Below are 14,559 nucleotides of genomic sequence, written 5' to 3'. Positions count from 1 at the left end.
AACACGATGTCTGAAAATAAATTAAACGTTATCGATTTACATAAGCACTACGGCGAACATGAAGTGCTGAAAGGGGTATCGCTGCAGGCCAATGCGGGTGATGTTATCAGTATTATTGGCTCGTCAGGTTCCGGTAAAAGTACCTTCCTGCGCTGCATTAACTTTCTCGAGAAACCGAGCGCCGGGTCGATTGTCGTCAGTGGTCAGAACATTGGTCTGGTTCGCGACAAAGACGGCCAGCTTAAGGTTGCAGACAAAAATCAGCTGCGCTTGCTGCGCACGCGACTGACGATGGTCTTTCAGCACTTTAATCTGTGGAGCCACATGACGGTGCTGGAAAACGTGATGGAAGCGCCGATCCAGGTGTTGGGGCTGAGCAAGCAGGACGCTCGCGAACGTGCGGTGAAGTATCTGGCGAAAGTGGGTATTGATGAGCGCGCTCAGGGCAAATATCCGGTGCATCTGTCCGGTGGTCAGCAGCAGCGTGTCTCCATTGCTCGTGCGCTGGCGATGGAACCGGAAGTGTTGCTGTTTGATGAACCCACGTCGGCGCTTGACCCGGAGCTGGTAGGCGAAGTGCTGCGCATTATGCAACAACTGGCCGAAGAGGGAAAAACCATGGTGGTCGTGACCCACGAAATGGGGTTTGCCCGTCATGTCTCCACGCACGTGATTTTCCTGCATCAGGGGAAGATTGAAGAAGAGGGCGATCCGGAACAGGTATTTGGTAATCCGCAAAGTCCGCGTTTGCAGCAGTTCCTCAAAGGTTCGTTGAAGTAAGTCACCTGCCCGGAGGCGCTACGCTTTCCGGGCCTGGGATTTTAGCGCGTCGCACTCCAGACGATAAACCCAGTCGTCGTAGGCGATACCATCAATCTCATACGCCTTTTCCAGCACCTGCGTACGCACGAACCCCGTTTTTTCCAGAATCCGTATTGAGCCCTTATTATCCGCCAGTGCGTAAGCATTTATCGCTGTGACCGCCGCGTGCTCGAAGGCGTACTGGCACACCGCGCGTACGGCTTCGCTGGCAATACCTTTCCCCTGCGCCTGTGGCAAGATGGCGTAGCCGAGGTCGGCTTCGTGCGGGTAGAGATGGCTGATTTGCAGACCAATATCGCCGAGCGGCGTCGGGTTGTTGTGCTCGCGGATGACAAAAGTGTGCTGTGCGGCAAGGCGTCTGGCGAATAACAGACGCGTATCTTTCGCCGGGGCGATGTTGCCCATATAGCGCATGACTTCAGGACATTCACGTAGTTTCTGGAAAAATGACCAGTCAGAAAACTGAAACAAAGAGAGGGTAAGTCGGGGAGTCGAAATTATCGCCATAACGTCGCCATTGCAGAAATCTGACCTATAACCTTACCACCACAACGGCGACCGTGAATAGCGCTTAGGGGTTATCGGATGACATCCGCCAGCGCTTCTTCTAAATCGTACCAGCGAAACGCGAAACCGGACGCTTCCAGGCGTTTTGGCAACGCTCGCTGTCCGCCGAGAACCAGCACCGAAGATTCGCCCATCAGCAACCGCATTGCGGTGGCGGGAACGCGCAGAATGGCAGGGCGGTTCAGAGCGTGGCCCAGCGCGTGGGCAAACTGCTCATTGTGCACCGGGTACGGTGAAACCATATTGAAGGGACCGCGCAGATCGTTATCCAGCAGCCAGAGAATTCCGTTGACCATATCATCAATATGGATCCAGGCCATATACTGGCGTCCGTTGCCAATTGGTCCGCCTAAGCCAAGACGAAACGGCGGAACCATTTTCGCCAGAATGCCGCCAGCAGAGGCCAGTACCACGCCGGTGCGCAGCATACACACGCGGGTTTTGTCGCTTTGCGCGGTGCTGGCAATCTGCTCCCAGCGGGCGCACAGCTTATGGGTAAATTCGTTATGCGGCGGCTCTTCTTCTGTGACCACTACTTCGCCTAAATCGCCGTAGTAACCGGTAGCGGAACCGGAAATTAGCACTGCGGGCGGTGTCTCGCTGGCATTGATTAAATCGACTAGCTTCTGCGTGATGACCCAGCGGCTCTGACACAGGCGTTCCTTTTGCTGGGCACTCCAGCGCTTGTCCGCAATCGGCTCTCCGGCAAGGTTAATGACGGCATCAATGTCATTGAGATTTTGCCGCTCTTCCAGCCCTTTGGACAGCGTAACCCGGGAGTCGAGAATCTGACGCGCCTTATCAGGAGAACGGGTCACTACGGTTATCTGATGCCCCAGCTCCAGCAAGCGGGGGATCAGATGACGTCCAATCAGGCCAGTACCGCCGGTAATCAGAATCTGCATGTCGCCTCCCGGGTTATGTTTTAACGCTGCCAGCTCAGCGTCATAGAGACTGAGTCGGCGTAACGTAATGCGTGAAGTTTATCTATCTCTACTTGAGCATAAGTGACCCAGTGATGTTCGCGTGCGATATCGAGCACATCTTGAGTTAATTTTTCTAACAATGAGAAGCGGTTACCCTCCACGTGGGCAATGATGCTCTTGGTGATAGTGCGATAATTCAGCGCGTCGTTGATATCTTCGCTGGTACGGGCTTTGTCTGCCGGATAGTGAATGGCAATGTTGATGACGATATCCTGGCGGTTAAGGATCTCCTCTTCTTTGATGCCGATAAAAGTGCGCAGACGAAGGTTTTTTATACGAATAATTGCGTCAGGTTGTGACATTGCAGGTTTCCTCCATGTATGAACCTTTGCATGATACACGAGAACCGAATCGCGTCACCGCTTCTCACTTTGTGCTTGTTGCATGGCGCGTTCCGTTGCGGGACGCGTACGGATGCGTTCATGCCAGTTATTGACCGCCGGGTAGTTGTCGAGGTCGATGCGCTGACGCTGATGGGCGTGGATCCACGGCCAGCAGGCAATGTCGGCAATGCTGTAGTGATCGCCTCCCAGCCAGGGGGACGTTTCCAGACGTTTATTCATCACGTTGTACAGGCGCTGGGTTTCAACCTGGTATCTTTCAATGGCGTAGGGAATCGTTTGTGGGGCGTAGTGGCTAAAATGATGATTCTGACCCAGCATGGGTCCGAGGCCGCTGACCTGCCAGAACAACCACTGCAGTGTAGTGTGGCGTTCACGTAACTCACCGCTCAGCAGCTTACCGCTCTTTTCTGCCAGATAGAGTAAAATTTCTCCGGACTCAAACAGGCTGATGGGCTTTCCGCCGTCTACCGGGGCACTGTCGATAATGGCCGGGATTTTATTGTTTGGTGAGATTTGCAGAAAATCAGGGTGAAACTGGCTACCTTTGCTGATATCGACATGAATCAGACGGTATTGCAGCTGCGCCTCTTCAAGAAACAGCGTTATTTTGTGACCGTTTGGCGATGGAGTGTAATAGAGATCGATCATTTTCAGCGTCCGTTTTGTCATGAACCGGGTCATAACAAGTATAGAGCCTGTTGGCGTGCGTGAGTTTTCATCAAGTGACAGTGAGAGAAAGACTCTATATTTTGAAGGCAAGCCAATACATTTCAGAGGACATTATGAGCAAATCTGCAATTACGCTGTGGTCAGATGCCAATTTTTTCTCCCCTTACGTGCTGTCTGTTTATGTCGCTCTGCAAGAGAAAGGACTGCCTTTTACGCTGAAAACCGTTGATCTCAACAGCGGCGAACACTTGCAACCTTCATGGCAAGGGTATGCGTTAACGCGGCGCGTGCCGGTGCTTGAAATCGACGGTTTCGAGCTGAGCGAATCATCAGCGATTACTGAGTTCCTGGAAGAGAGTTTTGCGCCGCCGCAGTGGGAGCGAATCTACCCACACGATGTGCAAAAGCGCGCGCGGGCGCGCCAGGTTCAGGCGTGGATCCGCAGCGATCTGATGCCTATCCGTGAAGAACGCTCAACGGACGTAGTTTTTGCTGGCGTGAAGAAAGGTCCGTTAAGCGAAGCGGGAAAAGTCAGTGCGGAGAAATTGTTCGCCACTGCGAGCCATTTATTGAGCCACGGGAAGCAGAATTTATTTGGCGAATGGTGTATTGCCGACTGCGATTTAGCGCTAATGCTGAATCGTCTGGTCCTTAACGGCGATGAGGTTCCCGAAGCGCTTGCAGAATATGCCGCCTTCCAGTGGCAGCGCGCTTCAGTCCAGCGTTTTATCGCGCTTTCAGCGAAGCGTTCCTGCTGAAAAACGGGGCGTAATCCAGTATCATTACAAGGTACTTTTCAACGAGGAGTGAGTGATGAAACTGATGTTCGCATCGGACATTCATGGTTCGTTGCCAGCCACGGAACGCGTACTTGAACGGTTTGCCGCAAGCGGTGCGCAATGGCTGGTGATATTGGGTGATGTTTTAAACCACGGACCGCGTAATGCGCTCCCGGAAGGCTATGCGCCTGCGCAGGTTGCTGAGCGGTTGAATGCGCTGGCAGCGCGGATTATCGCTGTGCGTGGCAATTGTGACAGCGAAGTGGATCAGATGCTTCTGCATTTTCCGATGACCGCGCCGTGGCAGCAAATTCTGACAGAAAACCAGCGACTCTTTTTGACGCACGGGCATCTTTTTGGCCCGCAAAATATGCCGGCGCTCAACGTGGGAGATGTGCTGGTTTATGGGCATACACATTTGCCCGTGGCTGAGCGTCAAGGGGATGTTTACCACTTCAATCCCGGCTCGGTAAGCATCCCGAAAGGGGGCTTTGCGGCAAGTTACGGGATTCTGGATGATAATGTTCTCAGCGTAATGGCACTCAATGATCAAAGTGTTATTGCACAGGTCGAGATTAATCCGTAATTTACCCCACAAACATAAACGCGCCGTAAGAGCGCAAGAAAAAAGAAGGTTTCCTGATGGTGGAACAGCGTCGTTTGGCAAGTACGGAATGGGTGGATATTGTGAATGAAGACAACGAAGTCATTGCACAATCCAGCCGGGAACAAATGCGGGCGCAACGCTTACGCCATCGTGCAACGTATATCGTCGTGCATGATGGTATGGGCAAAATTCTGGTTCAGCGTCGTACTGAGACAAAAGATTTTTTGCCCGGCATGCTGGATGCCACCGCTGGCGGTGTTGTGCAGGCTGACGAGCAACTACTGGACTCAGCGCGCCGTGAAGCGGAAGAGGAACTGGGGATTGCGGGCGTGCCGTTTGCCGAGCATGGGCAGTTTTATTTTGAAGACCAGAACTGTCGCGTATGGGGTGGGCTGTTTAGCTGTGTTTCCCACGGACCGTTTGCGCTTCAGGAAGAAGAGGTTAGTGAAGTTTGCTGGCTGACGCCGGAAGAAATTACCGCGCGCTGCGACGAATTTACGCCGGACTCACTGAAAGCCCTGGCGCTGTGGATGACCCGCAACGCTAAGAATGAAGGGGCGAAAGCCGAAAAGCAGGAAGAAGCTGAGTAAAATCTGCTCATCCGGCCTACAGCGTCGAGAAATCGTGTAGGCCGGGCAATCGTTTTTTAATGGTAACCCATTATCTGCGCGCCAATTACCACCACGCTGGACATAATAAACAGCAGTCCCAACAGCGTGGCGCCTACCTTCAGCCAGTTACGAAAATCCACCCGACACACGCCTAACGTTGCCATCAGCGATGCAGACGTAGGATAGATAATATGACTGAATCCGTCGCCAAACTGGAAGGCCAGTACGGTGACCTGACGGTTTACGCCAACCAGATCGCCTAAGGGTGCTAATAACGGCATGGTCAATGCAGCCTGACCAGAGCCGGAAGTAACGAAGAAATTAAACACCGCCTGGAACAGCAGCATAAACCACGCCGCGATGGCGTTATCCAGCCCGCTGATGCCGTTGGCAATGCTGTGCAGCAGCGTGTTTAACACGCTGGCTTCACCCGCTTCTCCATTACCGACCAGCAGTAATATGCCCTTGGCAAAACCGACCAGCAGGGCAGGGGCAATCATCATTCGGGCGCCTTCAGTGAATGAGGAGGCCATGATGTTGACCGTCATGCCGTTGAGACGAAAGACCACGCCGATGATGCCAATTACCAGACCCATAGTGAAGAACTGACTGGCGATCTCAGGAATAAACCACGCGTTGACGATCACGCCCCAGACAACCCAAATCATTACCGCAGTCAGCACCAGCAGCACCAGCCAGTCGCCCAGCGTGAAGCGTCGTTCCACAACGTCGTCCTGCTGTTCGCGAAAGAAACGGTCGGATTCATGTACCCGGGACAAAAGCGGATTCTTTTTGATGCGTGCCGCATAAGCCAGCGTGAAGGTTAGCCCTATCAGGGTCGCAACCACCCACACAATGATACGCAGACCGGAACCAGAGAGCACCGGCACACCCGCAATCCCCTGCGCGACGACCACGCAAAACGGGTTCATCCAGGAGCTGGCGAATCCAATCTGAGTCGCAATATAGGTGACCAGAACGGTGGTGATACTGTCGTAACCTAACCGTACCATTAACGGTGCGATGATAATGGCAAAGGCGACCGCCTCTTCCCCCATGCCAAACACCGCGCCGCCTAATGAGAAGAGAACAAACAGCACCGGGATAAACAGGACTTCGTTTCCTCGCGTATGGCGGATGAGCGCCAGGATGCCGTTATCGATGGTTCCGGTACGCATAACGATGCCGAATGCGCCGCCAATCACCAGCATAAACATAATAATGCCGACGGCAGTGCCGAATTTAGAGCCGGAGGTTAACCCTTCAAACGGAAAATTCATCAGGCCCGGGCGCTCATCACCAGTGGTGAAAAACTGCACCCGGTGATACTGCTCTTCGCCCGCGTCGTTGGTCAGAATTCGAAAAGAGTGGGGGGCGACCACCTTACGGGTTTTAGTTTGTCCATCAACCTGATACTGCACTTCCTGACTGTCGAACATCCCGACGGGAACAACCCATGTCGCCAGACTGGTTAAAATGGCAACGAAAAAAATAATCACCAACGTATCGGGCATCGCCCATTTTTTAGCTGGCTGTGTTTCTGTTACTGCTGACATGAAAGACTATCCCTGTTGCAATGCAAAAGAGGATAAGTATGCAAACAGGAGAATAGTTATTCATTGATGCAGCGCATCCTGGCAAATGTTTCAGAATATGCCAACGGGAAAAACAGGTATAAAAAAACCGGAAATATAAGCTATTTCCGGTTTAATAAGCAGAAGTGTTGCCGGATAAGACATCCGGCAGACTCGACAGATTACTGCTGCTGTTGGGAAGACTGGATCGCGGTCAGAGCGATAGTGTAGACGATGTCGTCAACCAGCGCGCCACGAGACAGGTCGTTCACAGGCTTGCGCATACCCTGCAGCATTGGCCCGATGGAGATCAGGTCGGCAGAACGCTGTACCGCTTTGTAGGTGGTGTTACCGGTGTTCAGATCCGGGAAGATGAACACGGTAGCACGACCTGCAACCGGAGAGTTCGGCGCTTTGGATTTTGCTACGTCAGCCATAACGGCGGCGTCATACTGCAGCGGACCGTCGATCATCAGGTCAGGACGTTTTTCCTGCGCCAGACGCGTGGCTTCACGAACTTTTTCTACGTCGCTACCTGCACCAGAAGTACCGGTGGAGTAGGAGAGCATTGCTACGCGCGGTTCGATACCGAAAGCAATGGCGGATTCAGCGGACTGAATCGCGATTTCTGCCAGTTGCTCTGCAGTCGGATCCGGGTTGATCGCGCAGTCGCCGTATACGTAAACCTGATCCGGCAGCAGCATGAAGAACACGGAAGACACCAGGGAACTACCCGGTGCAGTTTTGATCAGCTGCAGCGGCGGACGGATGGTGTTCGCGGTGGTATGAACTGCACCAGAAACCAGACCGTCAACGTCGTCCTGTTCCAGCATCAGGGTACCGAGAACCACGTTGTCTTCCAGCTGTTCGCGGGCAACGGTTTCGGTCATACCTTTGTTTTTACGCAGTTCGACCAGGCGAGCAACGTAGCTTTCGCGAACCACATCTGGATCAACGATTTCTACGCCAGCGCCCAGCTCAACGCCCTGAGAGGCCGCAACGCGGGTGATCTCATCCGGGTTGCCCAGCAGTACGCAGGTTGCGATACCGCGTTCAGCACAGATAGCCGCCGCTTTAACGGTACGCGGCTCGTCACCTTCCGGCAGAACAACGCGCTTGCCGGCTTTACGTGCCAGCTCGGTCAGCTGATAACGGAACGCTGGCGGAGACAGACGACGGCTGCGCTCAGAGGTCGCGGTCAGGGATTCAATCCAGTCAGCGTTGATGTAGTTAGCAACGTATTCCTGAACTTTCTCAATACGTTCGTGATCGTCAACCGGAACTTCCAGGTTGAAGCTCTGCAGGCTCAGAGAGGTCTGCCAGGTGTTGGTGTTCACCATGAATACCGGCAGGCCGGTTTCAAATGCACGTTCGCACAGTTTAGTGATACGCGCGTCCATTTCGTAGCCGCCAGTCAGCAGCAGGGCACCGATTTCCACGCCGTTCATGGCTGCCAGGCATGCTGCAACCAGCACGTCAGGACGATCGGCGGAAGTCACCAGCAGAGAACCGGCACGGAAGTGCTCCAGCATGTGCGGAATGCTGCGTGCGCAGAAAGTCACAGACTTCACGCGACGGGTATTGATATCACCTTCGTTAACGATAGTGGCGTTCAGATGACGCGCCATATCGATTGCACGCGTTGCGATCAGATCGAAGCTCCATGGCACCGCGCCCAGAACCGGCAGCGGGCTGGATTCTTGCAGTTTAGCCGGATCAACTTTGATCACTTTCGCTTTGGAAGAGTCGTCGAAAATCTCGGACAGATCCGGGCGAGTACGGCCCTGCTCATCAACCGGTGCGTTCAGTTTGTTAACGATTACGCCGGTGATGTTGGTGTTTTTCGCGCCGCCGAAGCTGCTGCGAGTCAGTTCAATACGCTCGTTCAGCTGTTCCGGGGTATCGGTACCCTGAGACATTACGAAGACGATTTCTGCGTTCAGCGTTTTCGCGATTTCGTAGTTCAGAGACTGCGCGAACTGATGTTTACGGGTTGGGACCAGGCCTTCAACCAGTACAACTTCAGCGTCTTTAGTGTTCGCGTGGTAGTTCGCGATGATCTCTTCCATCAGCACATCTTTCTGATTGCTGGACAACAGAGATTCAACGTGGCTCATCTTCAGCGGCTCAGCGGCTGGCAGAGAAGAGTTAGCACGGACGATGCTGGTAGTCTGGTCTGGCGCATCGCCACCGGCACGCGGTTGAGAGATCGGCTTGAAGACGCTCAGACGAACGCCTTTGCGTTCCATTGCGCGGATCACGCCAAGGCTGACGCTGGTCAGACCGACGCTGGTTCCGGTAGGGATCAGCATAATAATACGGGACACGGTTTATCCTCTTTCGTTACCGTCGATGTAGACGGGTTACAAAACAGCACCGCCAGCTAGGCTGGCGGTGTGAAATCAGGCAGTCAGACGGCTCGCGTCTTGCGCGATAACCAGTTCTTCGTTGGTTGGGATAACCACCGCAGGACGGGTACCTTCTTTGTTGATGAAACCAGATTTGCCGAAACGTGCGGCCAGGTTACGTTCGTGGTCAACTTCAAAGCCCAGAACGCCCAGTTTGCCCAGAGACAGTTCACGAACCATCGCTGCGTTTTCACCGATACCACCGGTGAAGACAACTGCATCCAGACGACCATCCATCAGCGCAGTGTAAGAACCGATGTATTTCGCCAGACGGTGACAGTAAACGTCCATTGCACGTTTAGCGTCTTCTTTAGTCGCGTAGTTATCTTCAACATAACGGCAGTCGCTGGTGACTTCGGTCAGACCCAGCAGGCCGGACTCTTTGGTCAGCATTTTGTTGATCTGGTCAACGCTCATGCCCAGGGTGTCGTGCAGGTGGAAGATGATCGCTGGGTCGATGTCACCGGAACGCGTACCCATCACCAGACCTTCCAGCGGGGTCAGACCCATGGAGGTATCAACACATTTACCGTTACGGATAGCAGAAACAGAACCGCCGTTGCCCAGGTGGCAAGTGATGATGTTCAGCTCATCAACCGGTTTGTTCAGAATTTTTGCCGCTTCCTGAGTCACGAAGAAGTGGCTGGTACCGTGTGCGCCGTAACGACGAACACCGTGTTCTTTGTACAGGCTGTATGGCAGAGCATAGAGGTAAGACTCTTCCGGCATGGTCTGATGGAACGCGGTGTCGAACACAGCCACGTTTTTGTCTTTCAGATTCGGGAAGGATTTCAGCGCTTCTGCGATACCGATCAGGTGTGCAGGGTTATGCAGCGGTGCAAAAGAGGCTGCGTCTTTGATACCCTGAATAACAGAATCGTCGATAACCACAGAGCCGGTGTATTTCTCGCCGCCGTGAACAACACGGTGACCAATCGCAGTCAGCTGAGCAGACAGTTCTGGTTTTTGTGCCAGAATAGTATTAACGATAAAATTCAGCGCTTCACTGTGAGCGGCGCCTGCACCTAAAGCCGCTTCTTGTTTACCGCCGTCCATTTTCCACTTGATACGTGCTTCTGGGAGATGGAAACATTCGGCTAAACCAGAGAGGTATTCTTCACCGTTTACTGCATCGATGATGGCAAATTTCAGTGAGGAGCTACCGCAGTTCAGAACCAGTACTAACTTACTCGACATGGAAGTACCTATTTATGATACGTGGCTAAAAAAACGTCAGGAAGTCATAGAGCGTAGCGCATGATGACACCGACGTTTATGATTAACATCATGCGCCATAGTCTTTTTGGGCACGATGGAATAAATACCTTTGAGTCTATGTCATTTTGCGTATTTTTCAGCCAATGGCATACTATGTGTCAATTTGACGACTCAATGATTTTGGACTAAAGGCCTTACAGGCCGGCACAGGATACCTGAATGTGGGTATCAAAGACAAAATGTTTTGAACGATGTCCCTTGTAGTTGTTGTTTTGCACAAATTTTTTAATTTTTATATGTGAAGTTGAGGTAACCGCCATGTCGACACCGGATAATCGTTCCGTCAATTTTTTTAGCTTGTTTCGCCGGGGGCAGCACTATGCGAAGACGTGGCCAATGGAAAAGCGCCTCGCACCTGTGTTTGTAGAGAACCGCGTGATCCGCATGACGCGTTACGCGATCCGTTTTATGCCGCCTATCGCCGTCTTCACCTTATGCTGGCAAATTGCGTTAGGGGGGCAGTTGGGACCGGCCGTGGCGACTGCGCTGTTTGCGCTCAGCCTGCCGATGCAGGGCATGTGGTGGCTGGGTAAACGTTCTGTAACGCCGCTGCCGCCTTCAATACTCAACTGGTTCTACGAAGTTCGGGGTAAATTGCAAGAAGCCGGGCAGGCGCTCACTCCAGTAGAAGGAAAGCCTGATTATCAGGCGCTGGCTGACACGCTTAAGCGCGCCTTCAAACAACTGGATAAAACTTTCCTTGATGATTTGTAATTGACCCCTGATTACGCATATAAAAGAAGGCACAAGATGCCTTCTTTTTTTTCATCGCAGTAGTAGTGATACAGGAGTCCCAAATGGAAATGACCAACGCTCAACGTCTGATTTTGTCTAATCAGTACAAAATGATGACTATGCTCGATCCCACTAACGCCGAGCGTTATCGTCGTTTGCAGACGATTATTGAACGCGGTTACGGCTTGCAGATGCGCGAGCTGGATCGTGAGTTTGGTGAGCTGACGGAAGAAACCTGTCGTACGATTATCGATATTATGGAGATGTATCACGCATTACATGTGTCCTGGACTAATCTTAAGGACGCGCAGGCTATTGATGAGCGTCGCGTGACCTTCCTTGGCTTTGACGCCGCAACGGAAGCCCGTTACCTCGGGTACGTACGTTTTATGGTTAATGTGGAAGGTCGTTATACCCACTTTGATGCGGGTACGCATGGCTTCAACGCCCAGACCCCGATGTGGGAAAAATATCAGCGTATGCTGAATGTCTGGCACTCTTGCCCGCGCCAGTATCACCTGAGTGCGAATGAAATTAACCAAATCATTAATGCCTGAGGGGGCGAGCGTGCAGTGCAAAGGTTTTCTGTTTGATCTGGATGGAACGCTGGTCGATTCCTTACCCGCAGTAGAACGCGCGTGGTGCAACTGGGCCGATCGTTTTGGCCTCGATCACGCCGAGGTGCTCGGCTTTATTCATGGCAAGCAGGCCATTACCTCCCTGCGACACTTTATGGTGGGCAAATCTGAGGCTGAGATCGCCGCGGAATTCACCCGCCTGGAGCAGATCGAAGCGACGGAAACCGCGGGGATCACTGCGCTGCCGGGAGCGGTTGATTTGCTCAACCACCTCAATAAAGCGGGTATTCCATGGGCGATTGTGACCTCCGGATCCATGCCGGTCGCACGAGCGCGTCATCGTGTCGCGGGGCTGCCTGCTCCTGAAGTGTTTGTCACCGCCGAGCGGGTAAAAAGAGGCAAACCCGAGCCAGACGCCTATCTGTTAGGCGCCCAGCTTCTGGGTCTTGCGCCACAGGAATGCGCGGTGGTGGAAGATGCGCCCGCTGGGGTGCTTTCAGGACTGGCTGCAGGGTGTCATGTGATAGCGGTCAACGCGCCTGTGGACACGCCGCGTCTAGATGAGGTCGATTTTTCGCTGACCAGTCTGGAACATATTTCTGTGACCAAACAGCCTAACGGAAATGTGGTCGTGGTAAGAAATACCTGAACATGATTTAGCCCCAGATTGTTGGGGCTTTTTTATGGCAGAATCGATCCATCCCTCTCATTTAACAAGGATATGTTGTGAACGGTGAATTGATATGGGTTCTCTCATTGCTGGCGATTGCCGTCGTCTTGTTTGTCACTGGCAGAGTGCGTATGGACGCGGTCGCTTTGCTGGTCATCATTGCCTTTGTTCTGAGCGGAACATTGAGCATCACAGAAGCCTTTTCCGGATTCAGCGATCCTAACGTTATTTTGATAGCGGCATTATTCATTATCGGCGACGGCCTGGTGCGTACCGGGGTGGCGACAGTAATGGGTGCCTGGCTGGTGAAGGTGGCTGGCAGCAGTGAAGTCAAAATGCTGGTGTTGCTGATGATTACCGTTGCCGGACTCGGGGCGTTTATGAGTTCGACCGGTGTGGTCGCCATCTTTATCCCGGTGGTCTTAAGCGTTTCCATGCGCATGGAAATTTCCCCTTCACGCTTGATGATGCCGCTGAGCTTTGCCGGCCTGATAAGCGGCATGATGACGCTGGTGGCGACGCCGCCGAACCTGGTCGTCAACAGTGAACTGTTACGTGAAGGACTTAACGGGTTCAGCTTTTTTAGCGTTACCCCGCTGGGGCTGGTGGTTCTGGTTCTCGGCATAATTTATATGCTGCTGATGCGCTTTATGCTCAAGGGAGAAGATTCCAGACAGCCGGGAGACGGCTGGAAACGCCGGACCTTTCGCGATCTGATTAAAGAATATCGCCTGACCGGGCGCGCGCGTCGGCTGGCGATTCGTCCCGGTTCTCCTATGATTGGCCAGCGTCTGGATGATCTGAAGCTGCGTGAGCGCTACGGAGCAAACGTGATTGGCGTGGAACGCTGGCGTCGCTTTCGTCGCGTAATAGTCGACGTTAACGGGGTTTCTGAGTTTCGCGCCCGTGACGTATTGCTGATTGATATGTCCGCGGCCGATGTCGACCTGCGTGAATTTTGCAGTGAACAGTTTCTGGAACCAATGGTACTGCGCGGCGAATACTTCTCCGAGCAGGCGCTTGATGTGGGGATGGCCGAGATCTCTCTGATCCCTGAATCGGAATTGATCGGCAAAACGGTACGGGAAATCGCTTTTCGTACCCGCTACGGGCTGAATGTCGTTGGGCTGAAGCGCGATGGCGCGGCTCTGGCTGGAGCGGTGGTGGATGAGCCATTGCTGATGGGCGATATCATATTAGTGGTGGGCAACTGGAAGCTCATCACACTGTTGGGACAAAAAGGGCGTGATTTTGTCGTGCTGAATATGCCCGAGGAAGTCAGTGAAGCTTCTCCGGCGCACAGCCAGGCACCGCATGCGATTTTCTGTCTGGTGCTGATGGTCGCTCTGATGCTCACTGATGAAATTCCCAATACGGTGGCTGCGATCATCGCCTGTCTGCTGATGGGGAAATTTCGCTGTATTGATGCCGAAAGTGCCTATAAAGCGATTCACTGGCCAAGCATTATTTTGATTGTCGGGATGATGCCCTTCGCGCTGGCTTTACAAAAAACCGGCGGTGTCGATTTGGTGGTGAAAGGGCTGATGGATGTCGGCGGCGGGTATGGCCCGTATATGATGTTGGGCTGCCTGTTCGTGCTGTGTGCGACTATCGGGTTATTTATCTCCAACACCGCGACGGCGGTGCTGATGGCACCAATCGCGCTGGCGGCTGCAAAGTCGATGGGCGTTTCACCGTATCCTTTTGCGATGGGGATTGCGATGGCGGCATCCGCAGCCTTTATGACACCGGTCTCTTCGCCGGTAAACACTCTGGTGCTCGGACCTGGCAACTACAGCTTTAGCGATTTCGTGAAGATTGGCGTACCGTTTACCATCATTGTGATGGCGGTGTGCGTGGTGATGATCCCGATGCTGTTTCCGTTTTGATGTTGTTGGCGGATGGCGACGGGGATGTCTTCGCCGCCACCG

At 53.1% G+C, this 14,559-nt stretch carries 15 protein-coding genes; 8 read left to right on the top strand and 7 right to left on the bottom strand.

Annotation, left to right across the window (positions count from 1 at the left end):
- Window positions 1-6 precede the first annotated feature (6 nt).
- Window positions 7-780, top strand: a complete 774-nt coding sequence (hisP, locus tag WC7_RS09795; RefSeq protein WP_016153852.1) for a histidine ABC transporter ATP-binding protein HisP — start codon at window positions 7-9, stop codon at window positions 778-780.
- An 18-nt stretch (window positions 781-798) separates the two neighbouring features.
- Here the strand turns inward: hisP and WC7_RS09800 are convergent, their stop codons facing one another.
- From WC7_RS09800 to yfcG, 4 genes are all read right to left on the bottom strand, one after another.
- Window positions 799-1,329, bottom strand: a complete 531-nt coding sequence (locus WC7_RS09800; protein ID WP_016153851.1) for a GNAT family N-acetyltransferase — start codon at window positions 1,327-1,329, stop codon at window positions 799-801.
- A gap of 71 nt (window positions 1,330-1,400) precedes the next feature.
- Window positions 1,401-2,294 carry a TIGR01777 family oxidoreductase gene (locus tag WC7_RS09805; RefSeq protein WP_016153850.1) on the bottom strand — a complete coding sequence of 298 codons (894 nt, stop codon included), beginning with the start codon at window positions 2,292-2,294 and terminating at the stop codon, window positions 1,401-1,403.
- A gap of 20 nt (window positions 2,295-2,314) precedes the next feature.
- Window positions 2,315-2,677 (bottom strand): dihydroneopterin triphosphate 2'-epimerase, encoded by a 363-nt coding sequence (gene folX, locus WC7_RS09810; RefSeq protein WP_016153849.1) that lies wholly within the window; start codon window positions 2,675-2,677, stop codon window positions 2,315-2,317.
- Between the two features lie 54 nt (window positions 2,678-2,731).
- Window positions 2,732-3,367 carry a GSH-dependent disulfide bond oxidoreductase gene (gene yfcG / locus WC7_RS09815; RefSeq protein ID WP_016153848.1) on the bottom strand — a complete coding sequence of 212 codons (636 nt, stop codon included), beginning with the start codon at window positions 3,365-3,367 and terminating at the stop codon, window positions 2,732-2,734.
- A 134-nt stretch (window positions 3,368-3,501) separates the two neighbouring features.
- On the opposite strand from yfcG, the gene yfcF reads away from it, so the two are divergent.
- Genes yfcF through yfcD form a run of 3 tightly spaced genes read left to right on the top strand, consistent with a single transcriptional unit; the run spans window position 3,502 to window position 5,364 of the window.
- Window positions 3,502-4,146, top strand: a complete 645-nt coding sequence (gene yfcF, locus WC7_RS09820; RefSeq protein ID WP_016153847.1) for a glutathione transferase — start codon at window positions 3,502-3,504, stop codon at window positions 4,144-4,146.
- A gap of 55 nt (window positions 4,147-4,201) precedes the next feature.
- Entirely contained in the window at window positions 4,202-4,753 is a 552-nt protein-coding gene (gene yfcE, locus WC7_RS09825; RefSeq protein WP_016153846.1) for a phosphodiesterase, read from the top strand.
- 56 nt (window positions 4,754-4,809) lie between these two features.
- On the top strand, window positions 4,810-5,364 hold the full coding sequence (gene yfcD, locus WC7_RS09830; RefSeq protein WP_006683645.1) for an NUDIX hydrolase YfcD: 555 nt from the start codon (window positions 4,810-4,812) through the stop codon (window positions 5,362-5,364).
- Window positions 5,365-5,420: 56 nt separating this feature from the next.
- On the opposite strand, the gene yfcC is transcribed toward yfcD, so the two are convergent.
- The 3 genes from yfcC to ackA all read right to left on the bottom strand — a co-directional run bounded on the left by yfcC (window position 5,421) and on the right by ackA (window position 10,564).
- Entirely contained in the window at window positions 5,421-6,941 is a 1,521-nt protein-coding gene (gene yfcC / locus WC7_RS09835; protein ID WP_016153845.1) for a putative basic amino acid antiporter YfcC, read from the bottom strand.
- Window positions 6,942-7,141: 200 nt separating this feature from the next.
- Complete coding sequence (gene pta / locus WC7_RS09840; RefSeq protein WP_016153844.1) at window positions 7,142-9,286, bottom strand: phosphate acetyltransferase; 2,145 nt, start codon at window positions 9,284-9,286, stop codon at window positions 7,142-7,144.
- A 75-nt stretch (window positions 9,287-9,361) separates the two neighbouring features.
- Window positions 9,362-10,564, bottom strand: coding sequence for an acetate kinase (gene ackA / locus WC7_RS09845; RefSeq protein WP_016153843.1), 1,203 nt, complete (start codon window positions 10,562-10,564; stop codon window positions 9,362-9,364).
- 339 nt (window positions 10,565-10,903) lie between these two features.
- Between ackA and yfbV the strand changes: the two genes are divergently transcribed.
- From yfbV to WC7_RS09865, 4 genes are all read left to right on the top strand, one after another.
- Window positions 10,904-11,359 carry a terminus macrodomain insulation protein YfbV gene (gene yfbV / locus WC7_RS09850; RefSeq protein WP_016153842.1) on the top strand — a complete coding sequence of 152 codons (456 nt, stop codon included), beginning with the start codon at window positions 10,904-10,906 and terminating at the stop codon, window positions 11,357-11,359.
- A gap of 83 nt (window positions 11,360-11,442) precedes the next feature.
- Window positions 11,443-11,937, top strand: coding sequence for a YfbU family protein (locus WC7_RS09855; RefSeq protein WP_016153841.1), 495 nt, complete (start codon window positions 11,443-11,445; stop codon window positions 11,935-11,937).
- Complete coding sequence (locus tag WC7_RS09860; RefSeq protein ID WP_085951065.1) at window positions 11,930-12,607, top strand: sugar phosphatase; 678 nt, start codon at window positions 11,930-11,932, stop codon at window positions 12,605-12,607. The genes WC7_RS09855 and WC7_RS09860 overlap by 8 nt, the downstream gene beginning before the upstream one ends.
- Window positions 12,608-12,684: 77 nt before the next feature.
- A complete protein-coding gene (locus WC7_RS09865) occupies window positions 12,685-14,517 on the top strand; it encodes an SLC13 family permease (RefSeq protein WP_016153839.1) in 1,833 nt (610 codons plus the stop codon).
- Window positions 14,518-14,559 lie beyond the last annotated feature (42 nt).

Origin of the sequence: Citrobacter sp. KTE151, from assembly GCF_000398845.1 — a bacterium.
Taxonomy (GTDB): Bacteria; Pseudomonadota; Gammaproteobacteria; order Enterobacterales; family Enterobacteriaceae; genus Citrobacter; species Citrobacter braakii.
Note: the sequence above shows the minus strand (reverse complement) of the source record. Positions and strands in the feature narration are given on the sequence as shown.